Below are 19,036 nucleotides of genomic sequence, written 5' to 3' on the forward strand. Positions count from 1 at the left end.
CTCCCTGCACACCCACCCCTGGCTCGCCGACCACAACGTGATGGGATCCGTGGTCGTCCCGGGCACGGTGTTCATCGAGCTCGCCCTGCACGCCGGTGAGGTCACCGGATACGACACCGTCGACGAACTGATCGCCGAGGCTCCGCTGGTGCTGCCCGAGCGGCTCGGCGTCCAGGTGCAGGTCGTCGTCGGCGCACCGGACGGGACGGGGCGCCGGCCGATCGCGGTCCACTCACGGCCGGACGGCGAGGAGCCCCGCGCCGACGGCTGGACCCGCCACGTCAGCGGCTATCTGGCCTCCGACGATTCCGCTGCCACGGAGGCGGCGACGAACGCGGCGGCGGAGTCCCTGGCGACCTGGCCGCCCCCGGACGCCGAGGCCATCGGCGTCGACGGCGCGTACGTCGACGGCGTGTACGAGGCCCTGGCCGGCGCCGGGCTGACGTACGGGCCGGCGTTTCGCGGGCTGCGCGCAGCCTGGCGGCGCTCCGAGCGGGGCGAGGAGATCTTCGCCGAGGTCGAGCTGCCCGAGGGGATACGCGCGGACGCCGGACGGTTCGGCCTGCACCCCGCTCTGCTCGACGCCGTCGTGCACGTCAGCGCCCACAAGGGGCTGCGCGACGCCCCGCCAGGCCAGGTCCAGCTGCCGTTCGCCTGGTCGGGACTGCGGCTGCACTCCTCCGGCGCGACCTTGCTGCGCGTGCGGCTGTCGGTGATCGGGCCGGATCGGCTGTCCCTGCACACAGCCGACGGCACCGGCGCGCCCGTCCTGTCGATCGCATCCCTTGCCGGCCGGCTGGTGTCCGCGGCACAGATCACCGCCGCGCGCGCCGCTGCCGGCGGGGCGGCGCACGACGACGCCCTGTTCGCGGTGGACTGGAAGCCGCTGCCGCCGTCGGCGACACCCGACCGCCGGACCTGGTCCGTCCTCGGTGACGACACCTACCTGCGCGACCTGCTGCGGCAGGCGCGCGCGGACACCCGCGCGTTCGCCGATCTCTCCGACCTCACCGCCGCCATCGACCTCGGCGAACCCGCTCCCGGCCTGGTCTTCACCGGGGGTCTGCCGGATGCCGGCACCGGAACCGGCGTCCCCGCCGCCGCGCACGCGACGGTGCGGCGTGTCCTGGCCCAGCTGCAGGGGTGGACGGCCGAACGCCGGGTCGACGGCGCCCAGCTCGTCGTCGTCACCCGGCATGCGGTGGCCGTGGACGGCGGCGACGCCGTCCAGAACACGGCCGTCCAGAACAGTGCCGTCGACGTCGCGGCCGCCGCCGTGTGGGGGCTGGTCCGCTCCGCGCAGGCCGAGCATCCCGACCGGATCGTCCTGCTCGACGTCGACGACGACCCCGCTTCGGCCGAGACGCTGCCGGCGGCGCTCGCCGCCGCGGAAGCGGGCGGCGAACCACAACTCGTGATCCGCGCGGGCACCGTCCGGGTCCCCCGGCTGGTCCGGGTCGCCGTGGACACCACGGCGGCCATGGCGACCGGCACGGTGGACGGCACGGTGGACGGCGGCACTGTCCTGATCACTGGTGGTACCGGGGCGATCGGCGCGCTGATCGCCCGCCACCTGGTCACCTCCCACGGCACCCGCCACCTCGTCCTGACCAGCCGCGGCGGTCCCGACGCCGGCGGCGCCGCGCTGCTGCGGGAGGAGCTCGCCGAGCTCGGCGCGACCGTCACGGTCGTGGCCGCGGACGTCGCCGACCGTGACTCGCTCGCAGGCGTCCTCGCCGCGATCCCGGCCGAGCGTCCGCTGACCGCAGTCGTGCACGCCGCCGGCATCGCCGACGACGGCCTGCTGGACGCCCTCACCGGTGATCGTCTCGACGCGGTGCTGCGTCCCAAGCTGGACGGCGCCTGGCATCTGCACGAGCTGACACGCGACCGCGACCTGTCCGCGTTCGTGCTGTTCTCGTCCCTGTCGGGGCTCACCGGCGGGACGGGGCAGGCCCTGTACACCGCGGCGAACGCCGCTTTGGACGCGCTCGCGGCGCACCGCCGGGCGCACGGCCTGCCGGCGCTGTCGCTGGCCTGGGGCCAGTGGGAGCGCGCCAGCGGCGTCACCGCCCACCTGACCGACGCCGACCGGGAGCGCATCACCCGGTCGGGGTTGCGGCCGCTGTCGGACACCGCGGGCGTGGAGCTGTTCGACACCGCGGTGTCGGCCGGCGCCCTGACCGCTCGTCCGCTGCTCGTGCCGGCGCTGCTCGACCTCGCCGCCATCCGGGCCCGGTCCGCGGCGGCCGGGGTTCCCGCGCTGCTGCGCGGGCTGGTCCGGCCGGCCCGGCGGGCGGCAGGCGCGGCGTCGGAGGGTACCCGGTCCCAGTTCAGGGAACAGCTTGCGGGCCTGTCCGGAACCGAACGTGACACGGCCATACTCGACCTTGTGCGTAGAGAAACTGCGAATGCCCTCGGCTACCCGGACGCCGACCCGATCGCCGCTGGCGGCGCCTTCGTCGAGCTGGGGCTGGACTCGCTCACCGCGGTCGAACTGCGCAACCGGCTGGAGGCGCAGACCGGTCTGCGGCTGCCGGCGACACTCACCTTCGACCATCCGACACCCGCGGCCATCGCCGAGCTCGTCGGCGGCCAGCTCGCGGTCGACGGGCAGGGGACGCCGTCGGGTCCGGCGGCGAACGGGGGAAGTGCTGGGTCGCTGACCACCGGCGGGGGCGTCGGCGGGCTCTACCGGCGGCTGTTCGACGCCGGGCAGATGGACGCCGCCGCGCAGTTGCTGATCGTGGCTTCCAGCCTGCGCTCGACGTTCGACGCGGCGGATCGGCACGACCACTCCCCGGCCCCGCTGACTCTCACGACCGGGCCGTCGCGGCCGAACATCGTCTGCTTCCCGGCGCTGTCGGCGCTGTCCGGCCCGCACGAGTACTCCCGGTTCGGCGGCTTGTTCCGCGACGAGCGGGACGTGTACGTGGTGCCGGCTCCCGGACTGCCGGAAGGCGACCTGCTCCCGGATTCGGCCGCCACGCTGATCCGGATGCACGTCGAGGCCGTGAAGAAAGTCGTCGGCGACGAGCCGTTCGTGGTCCTCGGCCGTTCGATGGGTGGCTGCGTGGCGAACTCGGTCGTCGCCGGGCTGGAAGCGGAAGGGATCTTCCCTGCCGGGCTGGTGCTCGTCGACTCCTACCCGATCGACACGCCTTCCCGGCCTGGGATGGAGTGGTGGAACACCGCTATGATCACCGCTCTCGTGGAGCGGTTCGACCGCTTCGACCTGTCGACGCTGGATACCCGGCTGTCAACGATGGGCACCTACAATCGGATCTTTGCGGACTGGCAGCCGACAGAGATCTCCGCGCGCACCCTGCTCGTCCGCGCGGAGCAACCGCTGGCCGGCACGCCGACCGAGGCACCGGGCCTGGCCGACTGGCGGGCGTACTGGCCGCTTCCGCACGAGATCATCGACGTTCCCGGTGATCACTTCAGCATTCTTGAGGAAGACACCGGGACGACCGCCGCCGCGGTGGCCAAGTGGTTGGCGTCGCTCGCCTGAGCGGGCTGACCGGACGGCCTGCCCGACCGGACGCGACCACGGATGGACGGGGCTGCACCAGGGGCGCGGCCATCGCGGCGGAGACCCAGACGATTCATCTGATAGAAGGGAAAAGCATGACACTTCCGGCAGTCGTAGTGACCGGCGCCGCAGCCGGGATCGGCCGGGCAACCGTGGAGCTGTTCGCCGAACGGGGCTACGGGGTCGTCGCCGTGGACCCTGACACGGCCGGCCTCGCCGAGCTCGACACCATCAAGAACGTCGTGACGCTTGAGGGTGACGTCTCCACCGAGGAGACGAACGTCGAGGCGGTGCGGCTGGCCGTCGAGCACTTCGACCGCCTCGACGCGGCAGTCCTCAACGCCGGCATCGGCGGCGCGCCGCCGATCGAGGCCCCCGGGGCGATGGAGCAGCTCGACCGCATCCATGCAGTCAACGTGCGTGGCGCGGCCCTCGGCATCCGGGCGGCCGCCCCGGCGCTGCGGGCAGCGGGCGGCGGCGCCATCGTCGTGACGGCCTCCGGTGCCGGGCTGCGCGGCGATCCCTACACCTGGGCGTACAACGCCACGAAAGCGGCCGCGATCAACCTCGTGCGGGCGTCCGCGCTCGACTACGGCTACCAGGGCATCCGGATCAACGCGATCGCGCCGGGTATCACCCTCACGCCGCGCACGGCACCGGTGAAGCACGATCCGCGGCTGTTCACGAACATCAGCCGGCGGATCCCGCTGGGCCGCTGGGGTGATCCTCGCGAGCAGGCCCAGGTGATCTGGTTCCTCGCGACCCCCGAGTCCTCCTACATCACCGGAGCGGTGATCCCCAGCGACGGGGGCCTCACCGCGAGCAACGGCTTCCTGCTGCCGCCGACGTACGACGGTGAGCCGATGCAGTGACACCCGCCGGTGGGACGCCCGTTACATGCGGATCCGTCGCAGGCGGATCCGCCGTGGACCCCCGTCCACGCCCATATGTCGCATTCATGACATTCAGAAAAGGAAACGATTTATGACCACTACCGATCATCTCGCCGGTACGGACACAGCCGTCGCGACGAGCAGCGTCGAGACGAACAAGACGGTCGCCAGACGCCTGTACGAGGAGGTCGTGAACGAGGGCAGGCTGGACCTGCTCGACGACCTGCTCGACGAGGAGGCGAGCCGGCGTACCGGCGGCGGCACGTTCGGCCGCGACAGCTTCGCCAGCCACGTCACCGAACTGCGGGCGAACGTCACCGACCTGAAGGCCACCGTCACCAACCTCGTGGCCGAGGGTGACCGAGTCGTCGTCTTCTGGCGTATCCAGGGCATCCACTCCGGCGAGGTCTGGGGAGTGCCCGGCACCGGGAACACGATCGACGGCACCAGCATCAGCCTGATCACGTTCCGCGACAGCAAGGTCATCGACTACGTCGTCACCCCGGACCGGCTCACCATCCTGCAGCAGCTCGGCGTGATCCCGGCATGACGCGCAAGCTGTCGGCTGCCGACATCGCCGAGATCCACCAGACCATCGCGCTGATCGCGCACGTGTACGACAACCGTGAGCTCGACGCCCTGAACCTGGTCTTCACCGACGACGTCGAGCTCGAACTCGGCTACGGCGAGGGCGTCCACCTGCTCGGGATCGAGTCCGTACGGGAGCTGTTCAGCCAGCGGCAACCGGACGGGGCAGATCACCAGACCGTGAACACGCTGATCCTGACCGATCCGGACGGGACCGTGCGGACCCACAGCCGCTACATCGCGCTGCGGTCGGATGGAACGACCACCAACGGTGACTACCTAAGCATCGTCGTGCCCACCGAACAGGGCTGGCGGATCAGGTACTTCCGCAGCGTGCTGCGCTACCCCCTCGAGCCCGAGGCCGGCCCTCGGCCGACGGCGATCACGGACGAGTGGCGGCTGACCGCCGACCGCCTCCCGGTGATCGTTAACTGATCCTCACGGATCGTATCCAGCACGCCTCGCGCGGCCGGGCTCCGACCGGCGACGAGCTGTTCCCGGCCCGGAACGGGATCGGTCGCCCGAACCTCACGGGGCGTGCTGGGCAGATGTGTTCGCCGGTCGTCCGGCACGACCTCCGGCACGCCGGCGGACACGGCAGCACCCGAACAAAGGCAAGGCCCGAACAAAGGCAGCCCGAACAGAGCAGGGCCGTTGAGCCCCCCGTACTGCCGCCCCACACCGGGCTCACCGGATTCACCGGATTCAATTCACCGGATTCACCGGAGTTCACAGGAGGAGGCAGGAGATGACGGGATTGACGGTCCGTTCCGAGGCCGCTGTTCCCAGGATCGCCGTTCCCAGGATCGCCGCCGACAGCATCCAGGTCGATCATCGAACACCCGTGGTGCGGCTGTCGCGGCTGCTGGACGCGGACTCCGTGACTGCGCTGCACCCCGACGACGACACCGGCGTCCACGCCGTCCGCGGCCGGATCGACGGTGCCGCCGTCGTCGCCTACTGCACCGACGCGACGGTGATGGGTGGCGCCCTCGGCCTGGGGGGTGCCCGGCACATCGTCGAGGCCATCGACACGGCGGTGCGCGAGGGCTGCCCAGTGATCGGCCTGTGGCATTCCGGCGGCGCCAGGCTCGCGGACGGGGTCGAGTCCCTCGACGGCGCCGGCCGGATGTTCGCGGCCATGACCCGGGCCTCGGGCAAGGTGCCGCAGATATCGGTGGTGCTGGGTCCGGCGGCCGGCGCCGCCGCCTACGGTCCCGCGCTGACCGACATAGTGATCATGTCGACGTCCGGCCGGATCTTCGTGACCGGGCCCGACGTCGTGCGCGGCGTGACCGGCGAGCAGATCGACATGGAGGGCCTCGGCGGAGTCGACGCGCATGGCCGCAAGTCCGGTGTCGCTCACGTGACCGTCGACACCGAGGACGACTCCTTCGTCCGGGCCCGCCGGATCACCGGACTGCTCACCCGGCCCGGACGCTTCGACCCGGACGCGGTGGACGACCACCAGGATCTTCGCGGGCTGCTGCCCGAGACGGCGCGGCGCGCCTACGACGTCCGCCCGCTGCTCCTGGAGATCCTCGACACCGCCGGGCCGTGGAACTCCTTCGAGGAGCTGCAGCCCCGGTGGGCGCCCAACATCGTGATCGGTCTCGGCCGCCTCGGCGGGCGCACGGTGGGTGTCATCGCCAACAACCCGATACGCAAGGGCGGCTGCCTGGATTCGCTGAGCGCGGAGAAGGCTGCCCGGTTCGTGCGCATGTGCAACGCCTTCGGCGTACCGCTGCTGGTCGTCGTCGATGTGCCGGGCTATCTTCCCGGGGTCGGGCAGGAATGGGACGGCGTGGTCCGGCGGGGCGCGAAGTTGCTGCACGCCTTCGCCGAGGCCGTGGTGCCCCGCGTCACCCTGATCACGCGGAAGTCCTACGGCGGGGCGTACATCGCCATGAACTCCCGCTCCCTCGGCGCCACAGCCGTCTACGCCTGGCCGCAGGCCGAGGTCGCCGTCATGGGGGCGGAGGCCGCCGTCGGGATCCTGCACCGCAAGAAACTGGCCGCCGCCGACGGACACCGGGAGGAGCTGCGCGCGCAGCTCATCGCCGAACACGAACGGGTCGCCGGTGGCGTCGATCGCGCCATCTCCCTCGGCGTCGTCGACGAGGTCATCGACCCGGCCCACACCCGCCGCGCCCTCGTACAGACTTTCTCCACCGCGGACGAACGCCGGGGCGGCCACAGCAACATTCCGCTGTAGCGCTGTAGGCCCTGCTACAAGTCCCGCTACAGGCAGCACTTCCCTACAAGCTATATTTTCCTACAAGCAACATAAGCAACATTTCGCCACGGGGGTCCGCTGGACATGCAGAGCCCCGCCGGTGGATACCGGCCGGTGCGGGTCCGACCTGATCAACCAACGATTCCCGAGCACAAGTTTTCTCCCGAACACGAATTTCCGGAAACGCTCAGGACGGCTTTGGATGTCCGATTCCGCCCGGACGATCGGGCACCGTGGTCCGGCAAGGCACCGCCCGTTTTACCGCCGAGTTCCGTGTCATCGCCGCATCGCCCACGGCGGTGACACGGAACGCCCGCGACGCCGCACCGCGGTGCCCTTCGCACCGGCTCCCGGAAAATCCTTCGTACCGGCTCCCGGCAGACACCCTCCGGCAGGCCCGCTCCCGTCAGGAATTTCCCCGGAAAACACCTTCCTCGCAAACATGCTCCCGCGACGGCGGTCAGGAAATCCGGTCAAGAGCAGTCAGTGCGACGTGGCCGCCACCCTTTCACTCCTCAGAGCCCGGTCAAGGAAACCCGGTTACTGGTTTTCCTGCTAGTTTTCCGACCCTCCGAACGGCTGCCGCGGCCCACCGAGCGGTTCGGGAGGCTGCTCGAAGCCCCTCGTCTCGCCGCCCTGCTCCGCCTCGGCGGTCGACTGCCCGCCTTCTGCCTCCGCGGCCGGCTGGGTGCCCTCCGCCTCGGCGGTCGGCTGTGCGCCCTCACCCTCGGCCTGCGCGCCTCCCGCCGTGACGCCGACGAGTTCGCGCAGTCGTGTCTCGACGTAGGGCTCGGTGTGGTGCGACCTGTCCGCAATCCGTCGCACAAGGTCGTTGACGTTGGAGGCGGCTTCCAGATCCGCTGTGCTGACCTGGACGAACCGGTCAAGAATCTGATGGCGGATCTGCCCCCAGTTCTCCCGCAGCCGCTGTTCCAGCTCCTGTGCCTGCTGCTGCTCCATACGAGTACCTCCACATCGAGCCAGCTATTTGTAGTGATAAACCTACTTCACTCCTGGGCAGAGTCAACCCGAGACGATAGATCCATCAATTCAGTGTTCTCGATCCGCCAACCGGCCCACTCCACCGGAATACCCCGACAGGGTCTATTTCAGCCGCGGCGGATGTTTGGGAACAAGCCCGTTGTTTTTCTGAATAAAGGGATCTCTTCACCCCGGCGACACGCCGACCATAGCCCATATCCGATCGGTCCGATCCTCATCGCACGAATTACGTCCGATTTCCACAGTTCATCCACCGTTTCCACGGCCCATCCACCGTTTCCACGGCTCGCGCCCGGCGAGGAGACGATCTCCCCGTACCGGATCTCACCGGACCGCCGGAACCATGAGGAAGCTACAGCATGAGTTGACAGGGTTAAGTTAACGCTGGCAACCTTCGTCCATGGTCTCGACCGGACGGACGAGGGCCCGCCGGGGTGAGGGTGGGCGGCTGGCCGAAGAGATCCTGTTCGCGGCCGAGGCCCTACTGGTCGAGGCCGAGGACGAACAGGCCGTCACCGTACGCGCGGTCGCCCGCAGAGCAGGCGTGACGACCCCGTCGGTCTACCTGCACTATGCCGGCAAGGCCGCACTCCTGGACGCCGTGTGCCTGAAAGTCTGGGGGGACCTGGACGAGCGGCTGACCGCCGCCACGGCCGGCGTGGCAGACCCGTTGGACGCCCTGCGGCGGTGCGGCATGGCATACGTCCGGTTCGGGCTCGACCATCCCGTCCAGTACCGGCTGCTGATGATGGGTCGTCCTCTCACCCGTGGAGAGGGGCGTGCAGGCGCCCCAGCCGGAACAGCCAGAACAAACGGGGCAGCCGACACGGCCGGGGCAGTCGGAACAGCCGCGCAGACGACGGCCGCCCAGGCCGCGCTGGAGCAGATGACCCGTGTCGTCCGGGGCTGCGTGGACGCCGGGGTGTTCCACGGGGAGCCGTGCCCACTCGCGCTGAGCCTGTGGGCCGCCGTCCACGGCTGCGTGTCGCTGCTGCTGAGCAAACCCGACCTCGGATGGCCCCCGATCGAGGACTTCGTCGACCACACCGTGCGGATGGCGGGCCTCGGCTCCGCGCTGATCAGCCGCATCACCATCCCCGGCGGCACCTACGACAGCGCGACCATCGCCGCCGAACTCGACAGGACCGCGGACCGTCTTCACCTCCACCGGCAGAAGCAGCAGTGAGCAACCCAGCGGTATCGACCACCACCGGCGAGCCGTCGGCCGAGCCATCGCCCGAACTACCGGTCGCACCGTCGGCCGAACCATCGGTGCTATCGGTCGAACCATCGGTGCTATCGGTCGAGCCGTCGGTGCTATCGGTCGAGCCGTCGGTCGAACCATCGTCAGCCCCCACCGGGAAACTGTCGTCAGCCCCCACCGGCGAGGAGCAGACGCCCGACACCGGGCGTGCCCGCGCGGTCCTCGCCGTCACCTCGGTCGGCGTGTTCGTCGTCTTCCTGGACTCGACGATCGTCAACGTCGCGTTCGAGTCGATCACCAGGAGCTTCCGCACCACGACCGCGGGCCTGTCCTGGGTCCTCAACGCCTACGCGCTGGTCCTGTCGGTGTCTGGGGGGCGATGGGAGGGCTGGCCGCGGCCAGCGGACCGACCATGGGTTCGCTGCTCGTCCAGTACCTGTCCTGGCGCTGGGTGTTCCTGGTCAACGTGCCGATCTGCCTGCTGGCCGCTGTGTTCGGCGCGCGGGTGCTGCGGGAGAGCCGGGACGAGAACGCCACCGGCGTCCCCGACCCGCTCGGCGTCGTCCTCATGACGGTCGCGCTCGGCGCCGCCGCACTCGGCATCGTCGAGGGACCGCAATGGGGCTGGGACGACCCCCGCGTTCTCGGCGCGTTCCTCACCGCCGCACTCGGCCTGCCGTTGTTCGTCATCCGGACGCGGTACGCCGCCCGCCCCGCCGTCGACCTCAGCCTGCTCCGGGTCCGCTCCTACAGTGTGGCGAACGCCGGGATGTTGACGTTCGCCATGGCCTTCTTCGCCGTCACCCTGGCGAACATCATCTTCCTGCAGACGGTGTGGCACTGGTCAGTGCTGCGCAGCGCCGTGGCGGTGACCCCGGGTCCGCTGGTCGCCGGCGCCATCGCCCCGCTGGCCGGAGCGCTGGCCGACCGCTTCAGCCATCGCGCGGTCCTCGTCCCCGGCGCGGTGGCCTTCGCCGCGGCGATGCTGCTGCTGTTCGCCACCCGGGTCGGGAGCACACCGCACTACGTCACCGACTGGCTGCCCGCCGCCATGCTCACCGGCGTCGGCATCGGGCTGACCTTCACCACGCTCGGCAGCGCGGCCGTCGCGTCGCTGCCGCCGTCCCGGTTCGGGGTGGGCAGCGCCATCAACTCCTCGTTCCGGCAGCTCGGCGCCGTGCTCGGGGTGTCGGTGTTCGTCGCCGTCCTCGGCACGCCGTCCACCGCCTCCGCGCTCGACGCCTTCCACCGCGTCTGGTATGTGATGGCGGCCGTGGCAGCCCTCTCGGCCCTGCTGTGCGCGGGCATCCGCAACCGACCGCACCAGCCACAGCCACAGCCACAGCCACAGCCGGCGCGACCGGGCGCGGTCACGGTAGATTCATGATCGGTTCGTCCCCGAGCCCGGCATCGGTTCGGGGACTGTCGGGACGTGTTCCACCGTCAGCGCATTCCACCGTAAGAATTGTTTTCCCACCGTCCGAAATCCCTGGATAAGAAATCCCTGGATAATGGAGTGTTTCCGCTTTTCTGGACGCCCTTTTAGGCTGCCAGTTGGCTGATATTTCTGTATCCTAGTTCGTATTCCGTGGGTGTCAAGTATTCGAGGGTGGAATGGCGGCGTGTTGCGTTGAATTAGTTCTCGATCCAGTCGGCGGTCTCTTTTTTCAGGTCGGCCAGGGTGGGCCAGGGGCGGGTGTGGACGAGTTCCTTCTTGTCTCGACTTTCGTAGTTACGCGGCATCGGTGTCCCAGGCCAGGCGGAGGGTGTGGATTTCTGCTGGGGTTGGTGGTTCGGGGCGAGTGAGCTGATATTTGGCGGCGATGAGGACGCGGCGGAGCTTGGTGGCCATGTCGGCGGTGGAGGGGCGGGTCTTGGTGGTGTACCAGGGGGCGCGGGTGTGGTGGTCGGTGGCGTCGTCGGCGTGGTGGCCGGCGAGGGCGTACCAGACGGTGGTCAGGGTCTGGCAGGTCAGGCCGAACGGGACGGTGCGTTCTACCGCGGCCTTGGCCCGGTTGCGAGCCTGTCCGACGCCGAAGATCTGCTTGGCGTCCGCGATCGCGACCTCCATGGACCATCTCGCGGCGTACCGCCCGATGATCTGCGCGGGTTTGGTGAGGGTGTCGGTGGTGACCAGGGCCAGGTCGTAGGTGCCGGTGCGGTCGGGGGTGTCGCGGACGAGCACGACGGTGACCGGGCGGGCGGCGAACACCCCGTACCACAGGCAGTGCACGGTTGCGGCGTGCACGACCGCGGTGCGTCCGTAGCGGGTGACGGTGACCGGGGTGAACGCGGTGCCGGCGGCGAGCTGGGCGAGGCTGCCGAGCCGGTCGCCTTTCTTCCGCGGCCGGCCACGCCGGCCGGTGCGCGGCGGGGCGAGGCGGAACAGGGCTGCGTCCTTGCGTAGCCGGGTGGTCCAGGTCACCGAGGTGGGTAGGGTGCGCAGCTCGTCGCCGGCGTAGGCGGCGTCGCCGACCGCGTGAACCGTGCGCCCGGGCAGGGTGGCGGCCAGCTTCTCGACCATGCGGGCGGCCAGCCACAGCCGGGAGGCGGACGTGGTGCCCTTGCAGACCAGCCGGGCCAGCACCGGCAGGCACACCGGCCGGTCCAGCATGGGCACGGTGACGACGATCCCGCAGATCACCCAGTTGTTGCCGTGGCCGATCTGGCGGGCGTCGGGCGCGGAGCCGTCGTGGAACCAGCCGGCGGCCCACACCTTCTTCCCCCGGCGGTGGAACAGCGTGTCGTCGACGGCGACGGTCACCGGCGCCCCGGAGGGGACGAGCAGGCGCACCACCAGGCGGGCCAGCACCAGGCCGACCTCGTCGCCCGACCAGACCGCGCCGGCGAAGAACCGGTGCGCCCGGTCGTGCGGCCAGACCCGCGACAGCCCGGCGCCCACGAGCATCCCGCAGACCGTGCGCCGGCCGGTGGCCGCGAGCATCCCGCAGACCAGGGCACGGAACACCTGGAACGTCGGCGCGGTGAAACACGGCCGGAAATCGGCCAGGAGAACCGCCAGGGAGGACGGTACAGTCAGATCCGGGAGCATCGACGTCCACTCTTTCGAGCTGGTTTAGGAAGCGTCGATGCTCCCGTCGGGCAGCCTGCTTCCCTTACCGGCACGCCACAGCCATGCCACACCTGGACACAACTCATCCGATCAATGAGTTGACTCAATGCATCTCGCCACCCGCCGGGAAGCGATCAAGAAAACTGCGAAACTCTAGTTCTTGTAGGTCGCGAAGAAAGATTCCGAGACGGCGTTGATGCTCGCAGTCGTAACAAATCCCGGTCCGGCCCAGGGAACATCGGACGTTGTTCTGTCTGCAGTACGCGTCGAAGGCGCTGGAGGTGTACTGGCTGCCGCGGTCAGAGTGGAAGATGACTCCCGCCGGTGGCCGGCGATGGCCATGTCGAGGGCGTCGGTGACGAGACTGGTGCGCATGTGGTCGGCGACGGCCCAGCCCACCACGGCATGGGAGTACAGATCGATCACCGTGGCGACGGAGGCCCAGCCGTCCCAGGTCTTGACGGAGGTGACGTCGCCGCACCAGCGGGTGTCGGGCGCGGCGGCGGTGCAGTCGCGGCCGATCAGGTCCGGTGCCGGCACGGGCCGGTCGCCGCCGATCGTGGTGCGTTTCCACGCTTTCGGGTGGCGTCCGTGCAGGCCGGCGGCTTTCATGAGGCGCCAGACCCGCTTGTGGGACAGCCGGTGGCCGCAGGCGGCCAGGGCTGCGCGGACCCGGCGGACGCCGGGGTTGCCGCGCCCGTCGGCGCAGATCTTCTTGATCAGGGTGGTGGAGGTGGTGTCGTCGAGGGACCGGCGGCTGGGTGCGCCGCCACGCCAGGCGTAGCAGCCCGAGCGGGACACGCCGAGCTCGGTGCACATGAACGCGACGGGGAACTCGTCGGAGGCAGCCCAGTCCGCGATGGCAGCGAATGTCACTGCTTTCCTTGCGCGAATTTCCTTGCGCGAAGCAGGTCGCTACTTTTTTGCGAACTCGACCTGCATCTGCAGTTCAGCGATGGTGGACTTGTCGTCCGTGGACTCGGTCCGCAACCGGATCAGCGCGACTCGCTCGGACTCGCTCAACGGTGCGTCTGGGGCTTTCCCGGACTCCGCGGCGTCTCGCGCCACCTTCACCCACTTACCGGGAGTCATCTCATGTACGCCGATGTTCCGGGCGACATCGGCGATCGAGCGACCACCGTCGATGACGAAAGCTACCGCTTGCTCCTTGTACTCCGGCGTAAATGCCCGGCGTGTCGCACCCATTTCTCGTACTCCTGATGAATCGGGCAGCTACATCGGGTGTCCACCAAAGCGGGAACGGTCCACTTCGGCCCGCGTGCGACCGGTCAGGTCCGGTGCGCGAACGTCGCTTGCGCGCGTTCAAACCGGTGTTCGGTAGCGTGAGAGGTGTCGACGGCGGCGGCTGCGGTGGCCAGGATGAGCGCGGCGAGCGTGAGGGCCAGGACGGGCCGCGGTTTCGGCGGTGGCTCCCGCAGTGCCCGTGCCCGATGGGCGAGGTCGGTATGCACGGCGCCGAGCGCCGCGGTCGGTATGGCCCCTGTGCCGGCGCGGGCCAGGCCGGCGCGGGCCAGAGCCCGGACAGCGACAGCGCGGTTGTCGGCGGTCACGGCGGCGTCTTCGTCGGCCCAGCGTTCGACGGCGCGGCGCACGGCGGCGGCGGAGGTCCGCAGCAGCGGATTGGCGGCGGCGGCGAGGTCGGCGAGCTGGGTGTAGGCGTGGTGGCGGTGGCGGAGGTGGGAGTGTTCGTGGGCGAGCAGGATTCGGCGTTCGTCTGCGGGTAGCGCGCGCAGCATCGCGGTGGACACCACGATCCGGCCGGTGAGTCCGGGCAGGGTGTAGGCGTCGGGGTGGTCGTCGTCGACGATGACGAGGCCGGTGGGGGCGGGGCCGAGCCGGCGGCAGGTGAGTTCCGCGGCGGCCAGGTCCCGGCCGACGGCGACGGCCCGGCGGGTGGCCGCGGCGAGCAGCCCGGCGACGACGGCAGCCGGCACCAGTCCGGCGGGGGCGGGCAGCGGGTCGCGGCCGCGGACCACGGTGGCCGACCAGTGCCCGACCGCTGCGAGTACGGGCATCGGGGCGAGCAGGGTGAAGGCTGCGACCGACAGGATGAAACCGGTGGCCAGCGCGGTCACGAGGCAGGCGGCGGTGAGCAGCCGGGTGGCGGCGGCCGGCGGCAGCCGCCGGCCGAGCCAGCCACCGCCGAGGGCTAGCAACAGGCTGGAGACGAACGGAGTGAGCGCGACGGCCGTCATCGCCGGGTCCGGCCGTCGGTGTTGTCGGCGTCCGGCTGGTGGGTGGCGAGGATGTCGATGAGGAGCTGTTCGTCCTCGGGACGCAGGTCCGCGACGAAGCGGGCCAGAGTTTCGGCCCGGTGGGCGCCGGCGCCCAGCAGGCGGGTCATCTGCCGGGCGGTGAGCGCGGCGTCGAGGGAGTCCGGGGCGGTGGCCGGGGCGTAGGCGTAGGAGCGGCCGGCGGGCGCCCGGGTCAGGGCGCCCTTGGCGTGCAGGCGGGCGAGGGTCGTCATCACGGTGGTGTAGGCCAGCGGTTCGCCGAGTTCGGCGAGTTCGGCGAGCGTCTCGGCCGGGGTGAGTGGCCGGCCGGCCGCCGCGATCGCGGCGAGGACCTCCCGTTCGAGCGCTCCCGGCTCCCGCCTCGGTCTCCTGGCCATGTCGCATCCTCCTCGCTACTACCAGACTGATAGTAGGACAGCCGAGTAGCAGAGCCCTGCGTGCCACACCTGCTGCTGAGTGCTCCGGGTACCGGTCCTTCCGGCGACCGGGCCCAGGGGCGGGCCCATCGGTGGGCTGCCCCGACCATCATCTACTATTCATCTAGTAGTAGATAGCTACTCGATGGGAGAGCGCATGGCGATCGGTGTTCCGGCGGTGGAGGCTTCCGGTCTGGTCAAACGTTTCGGTGGTCTCACCGCCGTGGATCATGTTGATCTGCGGGTGGATGTCGGGGAGGTGTACGGGATCCTCGGTCCGAACGGCGCGGGGAAGACGACGTTCCTGCGGATGCTGTTCGGGCTGATCCGTCCGGATGCGGGGACCCTGCGGGTGTTCGGCCGCACGTGGGGTGAGGCGGGCCCGGCGATGTTGGACGGGGTCGCCGGGTTCATCGAAAGCCCCCGCTTCTACCCGTATCTGTCGGGCCGGCGGAACCTGGCGCTGCTCGCCGGCCTCGACGGCGGCGGGGCGGACAGCCGGATCGACGAGGTCCTCGACGTGGTCGACCTCGCCGGACGGGCGGGCGACAAGGTCGGGGGCTACTCGTTCGGGATGCGTCAGCGCCTCGGGGTCGCTGCCTCCCTGCTGCGCGACCCGCGGCTGCTCGTCCTCGACGAGCCAGCCAACGGCCTGGACCCCGCCGGCATCCGGGACATGCGCGCCCTGGTCACACGGCTCGCCGCGGGTGGGCTGACCGTGCTGCTGAGCAGCCACAACATGGACGAGGTCGAGGAGATCTGCGACAACGTCACCATCATGCGCACCGGCCGGGTGGTCTACCACGGCTCGATCGACCGGCTACGCGCCCAGGCCCCCGACCCGTCCCATCGGCTGATGACCAGCGACGACGCGCAGGCGCTGCGGCTGGCCGCCGGCCATCGGGCCGTGGCCGTCTCCGCCCACCCGGACGGCGGCCTGGCGCTGCGCGCCCAGCCGGCCGACGCGGACGCCTACATCATCGCGCTCGGCCGGTCCAACCTGGCGGTCCGCGTCCTTCACCTGGAGATCGCGCCGCTGGAGTCGCTGTTCTTCATGCTTACCGAAACCGGCCCGGAGGCCGGTTTCGACGCGCCCGCCCAGACCCAGCCGGACACCCTCACCGGAGTGACCTCGTGACCACCCCAGCCACCACCGCCACAGCCCCGGTACCGCCCGCGACGGCCCATCCCCGGCCGGTCGGCCGCGGCCGGGTGGTCACCGCCTACCGGTGGGAGATCACGAAACTCGCCGCTCAGGCCCGCACCCGCGCCACGCTCGCCGTCTGCCTCGTCGCGCCGTTCGTGTTCGTGGTGCTTCTCGATCGACAGGACCGGCTGCCGAAGGACACCCTCTACGGCCGGTGGGTGCACGCCAGCGGGTTCGCGACCCCGCTGCTCGTTCTCGGTTTCGCCGCCCAGTGGGTGTTCCCGCTGCTGACCAGCCTGGTCGCCGGTGACATCTTCGCCAGTGAGGACCAGCACGGCACCTGGAAGACGATCCTGACCCGCTCCCACAGCCGCACCCAGATCTTCTGGGCCAAGACGCTGGCCGCGGCCACCTTCGCAATACTCGTCCTCGCCGTCCTCGCGCTGAGCTGCCTGGCCGCCGGCGTGCTCCTCGTCGGCCACCAGCCGCTGGAGAGCCTGTCAGGCACCCTGCTGCCGTCGGGACGCACCGCCGGGCTGGTCCTCGCCGCCTGGGCGAGCGCGCTGCCACCACTGCTCGGCTTCACCGCGTTGGGGATCATGCTGTCGGTGCTGACCCGCAGCAGCCCGATGGGGATCGTCGGACCGATCATCCTCGGGCTGGTCATGCAGCTCTACTCCTTCCTCAACGGCGCCGACACCATCCGCCGCCTGCTGCTGGTCACCCCGTTCGACGCCTGGCACGGCCTGCTCGCCGCGCATCCGTACTACGGGCCGCTGCGCGACGGCACGCTCGTCAGCGTCGGCTACATCCTCATCTGCCTGGCCATCGCCTACACGGCGCTGCGCCGCCGCGACATCACCGGAGGCTGACCCGCCATGCACCGTCCCACCGCCGGCCGGCTGCTCCGCGCGGCCGTCGCCGCCGGCGCCGTGACCACGCTGACCGCCGCCCTCGCCGGCTGCGCCACCGACGTCACCCGACCCCGCGTCGAGGGCTCCCTCGGCCCCGTCTTCGCCAACCTCTACGTCCAACAGCAGACCCTGCTCGGCCATCCCGGACTCACCCCGGCCGCCGTCGCCGCCACACCCAGCTGCCACCGCAGCACTCCGGGATCGCAGGACAAGGGCGCCGGCAGCGACTGGGTCTGCCAGGTCGGCTGGACCGACGCGGCCGGGAAGACCCAGGACGGCAAGTTCGAGCTCCAGGTCCGTTCCAACGGCTGCTACCAGGCCGGCGGCCCCAGCAAAATCGTCGGCCCGCTCACCATACGGACCGCTACCGGCAGGGACGTGGTCAACCCGGTGTTCGAGTTCGACGGCTGCTTCGACACCACCTGAACCCCACACGAGGCGGAAAAACCGACCGGCACGGCGCCCGTCCGGGAGCGCTTGCGTCAACTCAGCGGCTGGCGGGCGAGCCGCTCCGACGAGCGGAGACGCGGTCGTGCATGAGCTGACGTACCTGCAAGCAGGCGTTATCGGACTCCTACAAGGAATCACCGAGCTGTTCCCGGTCTTCAGTCTGGGTCACTCGGTGCTGGTACCGGCGCTGATCGGTGGGTCCTGGCAGCACCTGGTGACCGAGAACGCGTCGGGCAACAGCGAGGGCTCGCCCTACCTGGCGTTCGTCGTCGCGCTGCACGTGGCCACCGCCGCCGCCCTCCTGATCTTTTTCCGCTCCGACTGGGCTCGCCTCATCAAGGCCTTTTTCACCACACTGCGCACCCGGCGCGTCGAGACGTCGTCGCAGCGGCTCGCCTGGCTGATCGTGGCCGCGACCGTCCCCGTCGGAATAACCGGCCTGGCACTGGAGCACACCTTCCGCACGCTGTTCGCCAAACCGCTCGCCGCCGCACTGTTCCTCACCGTCAACGGGGTGATCCTGCTCACCGGAGAACGGCTGCGCCGCCGCAGCGAACAACGCGCCGGCGAACAACGGGCCAGGGCCGAGGCCGAGTCGGCGACTCTCCCGCTCGCCGGTCCCGCACAGGCCACCGTCCCGCCGGTCAGCCGGACCACCGCCGGCCGCTGCGACGGCCCGTCGCAGCGGCCTTGTGGTGTCCGAGCACCGCAGCCTCGACCGGCTCGCCTACCGGGAAGCCGGCGTGATCGGCCTGTTCCAGACCCTCGCGCTGCTCGCCGGGATCTCCCGCGCCGTCCCCGTCGACCACGACCAGCCGTCCCGGCTCCACTCCCGGTGCCGGGTCACCCAGCACTGCTGCGGGAGCGTTCGCCTTCGGGCCGTCCGCCGGAGCGGCCCAGGTCCGCCTACGGGTCGCTTCGGCGTCCATTGCCAGCACGACGGCGTCCAGTGCCGCCCGCACCCCCGCACCGAAGGCAGCGGCCTCCCCGGGTGTCACCCCGGCGTCTGTCTGCAGCAGCGTTGCCGGCCGAGCGGAGAGCGCCGCCAGCACCATGCCGCGCCAGACCCCCGGCGGCACCGGCGGGCCATTTGCGGGCACCAGGGCGTGGGCGGTGTCGCCTTCAAGCAGGTCCAACACGCGGCGCCGGGCCGTCCGCACATCGGCCGCCCTCACGCCGCCCTCGCCCCGACACTCGCCTGTGCTCCGTCGCCTTCACGTTCGGCCGCGTTCGTCACCACTGCGACCTCAGTGCACCCGCACGGTCGTGCTATTTGACGTCCTCCCCCTCGTGAACGAGGGAGATTCCAACTACACGAACAGG

17 protein-coding genes and 1 pseudogene are annotated in these 19,036 nt (G+C 70.4%); 11 read left to right on the forward strand and 7 right to left on the reverse strand.

Features of this window, described 5'->3' with window-relative positions; translation table 11 throughout:
• The 5 genes from CV1CTNOD_RS19490 to CV1CTNOD_RS19510 form a co-directional block, all read left to right on the forward strand.
• Window positions 1-3,514 (forward strand): type I polyketide synthase (locus tag CV1CTNOD_RS19490; RefSeq protein ID WP_131787450.1); only part of this gene is annotated, 3,514 nt, incomplete at its 5' end.
• A 116-nt stretch (window positions 3,515-3,630) separates the two neighbouring features.
• Window positions 3,631-4,407 (forward strand): SDR family NAD(P)-dependent oxidoreductase, encoded by a 777-nt coding sequence (locus CV1CTNOD_RS19495; RefSeq protein ID WP_131787451.1) that lies wholly within the window; start codon window positions 3,631-3,633, stop codon window positions 4,405-4,407.
• A 112-nt stretch (window positions 4,408-4,519) separates the two neighbouring features.
• Window positions 4,520-4,978 carry an ester cyclase gene (locus tag CV1CTNOD_RS19500; RefSeq protein WP_131787452.1) on the forward strand — a complete coding sequence of 153 codons (459 nt, stop codon included), beginning with the start codon at window positions 4,520-4,522 and terminating at the stop codon, window positions 4,976-4,978.
• Complete coding sequence (locus CV1CTNOD_RS19505; protein ID WP_131787453.1) at window positions 4,975-5,451, forward strand: nuclear transport factor 2 family protein; 477 nt, start codon at window positions 4,975-4,977, stop codon at window positions 5,449-5,451. Before CV1CTNOD_RS19500 ends, CV1CTNOD_RS19505 begins: the two co-directional genes overlap by 4 nt.
• A 313-nt stretch (window positions 5,452-5,764) precedes the next feature.
• Window positions 5,765-7,231 (forward strand): acyl-CoA carboxylase subunit beta, encoded by a 1,467-nt coding sequence (locus tag CV1CTNOD_RS19510; protein ID WP_131787454.1) that lies wholly within the window; start codon window positions 5,765-5,767, stop codon window positions 7,229-7,231.
• Between the two features lie 576 nt (window positions 7,232-7,807).
• Here CV1CTNOD_RS19510 and CV1CTNOD_RS19515 read toward each other — a convergent pair.
• Window positions 7,808-8,212 carry a hypothetical protein gene (locus tag CV1CTNOD_RS19515; protein ID WP_131787455.1) on the reverse strand — a complete coding sequence of 135 codons (405 nt, stop codon included), beginning with the start codon at window positions 8,210-8,212 and terminating at the stop codon, window positions 7,808-7,810.
• A 442-nt stretch (window positions 8,213-8,654) separates the two neighbouring features.
• Here CV1CTNOD_RS19515 and CV1CTNOD_RS19520 point away from each other — a divergent pair, with 442 nt between their 5' ends.
• Complete coding sequence (locus CV1CTNOD_RS19520) at window positions 8,655-9,440, forward strand: TetR/AcrR family transcriptional regulator (RefSeq protein WP_131787456.1); 786 nt, start codon at window positions 8,655-8,657, stop codon at window positions 9,438-9,440.
• 349 nt (window positions 9,441-9,789) lie between these two features.
• A complete protein-coding gene (locus tag CV1CTNOD_RS19525; protein WP_278043945.1) occupies window positions 9,790-10,845 on the forward strand; it encodes an MFS transporter in 1,056 nt (351 codons plus the stop codon).
• A 345-nt stretch (window positions 10,846-11,190) separates the two neighbouring features.
• Here CV1CTNOD_RS19525 and CV1CTNOD_RS19530 read toward each other — a convergent pair whose 3' ends face one another.
• From CV1CTNOD_RS19530 to CV1CTNOD_RS19550, 5 genes are all read right to left on the reverse strand, one after another.
• The gene (locus CV1CTNOD_RS19530) at window positions 11,191-12,510 is read right to left on the reverse strand and encodes an IS701 family transposase (RefSeq protein ID WP_242606845.1); all 1,320 of its coding nucleotides are present in this window, start codon (window positions 12,508-12,510) and stop codon (window positions 11,191-11,193) included.
• A gap of 174 nt (window positions 12,511-12,684) precedes the next feature.
• On the reverse strand, window positions 12,685-13,407 hold the full coding sequence (locus CV1CTNOD_RS19535) for an IS3 family transposase (protein ID WP_165485633.1): 723 nt from the start codon (window positions 13,405-13,407) through the stop codon (window positions 12,685-12,687).
• 39 nt (window positions 13,408-13,446) lie between these two features.
• Window positions 13,447-13,737 carry a transposase gene (locus CV1CTNOD_RS19540; RefSeq protein ID WP_131787459.1) on the reverse strand — a complete coding sequence of 97 codons (291 nt, stop codon included), beginning with the start codon at window positions 13,735-13,737 and terminating at the stop codon, window positions 13,447-13,449.
• Window positions 13,738-13,820: 83 nt separating this feature from the next.
• The gene (locus tag CV1CTNOD_RS19545) at window positions 13,821-14,747 is read right to left on the reverse strand and encodes a M56 family metallopeptidase (protein ID WP_131787460.1); all 927 of its coding nucleotides are present in this window, start codon (window positions 14,745-14,747) and stop codon (window positions 13,821-13,823) included.
• Window positions 14,744-15,163, reverse strand: coding sequence for a BlaI/MecI/CopY family transcriptional regulator (locus tag CV1CTNOD_RS19550; protein ID WP_131787461.1), 420 nt, complete (start codon window positions 15,161-15,163; stop codon window positions 14,744-14,746). The genes CV1CTNOD_RS19545 and CV1CTNOD_RS19550 overlap by 4 nt, the downstream gene beginning before the upstream one ends.
• Before the next feature lie 196 nt (window positions 15,164-15,359).
• On the opposite strand from CV1CTNOD_RS19550, the gene CV1CTNOD_RS19555 reads away from it, so the two are divergent.
• From CV1CTNOD_RS19555 to CV1CTNOD_RS28435, 4 genes and pseudogenes are all read left to right on the forward strand, one after another.
• A complete protein-coding gene (locus CV1CTNOD_RS19555) occupies window positions 15,360-16,340 on the forward strand; it encodes an ABC transporter ATP-binding protein (protein ID WP_131787462.1) in 981 nt (326 codons plus the stop codon).
• Entirely contained in the window at window positions 16,337-17,221 is an 885-nt protein-coding gene (locus tag CV1CTNOD_RS19560; RefSeq protein ID WP_131787463.1) for an ABC transporter permease, read from the forward strand. The genes CV1CTNOD_RS19555 and CV1CTNOD_RS19560 overlap by 4 nt, the downstream gene beginning before the upstream one ends.
• Before the next feature lie 6 nt (window positions 17,222-17,227).
• On the forward strand, window positions 17,228-17,689 hold the full coding sequence (locus tag CV1CTNOD_RS19565; protein WP_131787464.1) for a hypothetical protein: 462 nt from the start codon (window positions 17,228-17,230) through the stop codon (window positions 17,687-17,689).
• A gap of 115 nt (window positions 17,690-17,804) precedes the next feature.
• Window positions 17,805-18,317: pseudogene (locus CV1CTNOD_RS28435) on the forward strand (undecaprenyl-diphosphate phosphatase); the annotation flags it as partial.
• Window positions 18,318-18,357: 40 nt separating this feature from the next.
• Here CV1CTNOD_RS28435 and CV1CTNOD_RS28440 read toward each other — a convergent pair.
• A complete protein-coding gene (locus tag CV1CTNOD_RS28440) occupies window positions 18,358-18,888 on the reverse strand; it encodes a hypothetical protein (RefSeq protein WP_242606846.1) in 531 nt (176 codons plus the stop codon).
• Window positions 18,889-19,036 lie beyond the last annotated feature (148 nt).

The sequence above is a fragment of the Protofrankia symbiont of Coriaria ruscifolia genome (assembly GCF_900634745.1).
GTDB classification, from domain to species: domain Bacteria; phylum Actinomycetota; class Actinomycetes; order Frankiales; family Frankiaceae; genus Protofrankia; species Protofrankia californiensis.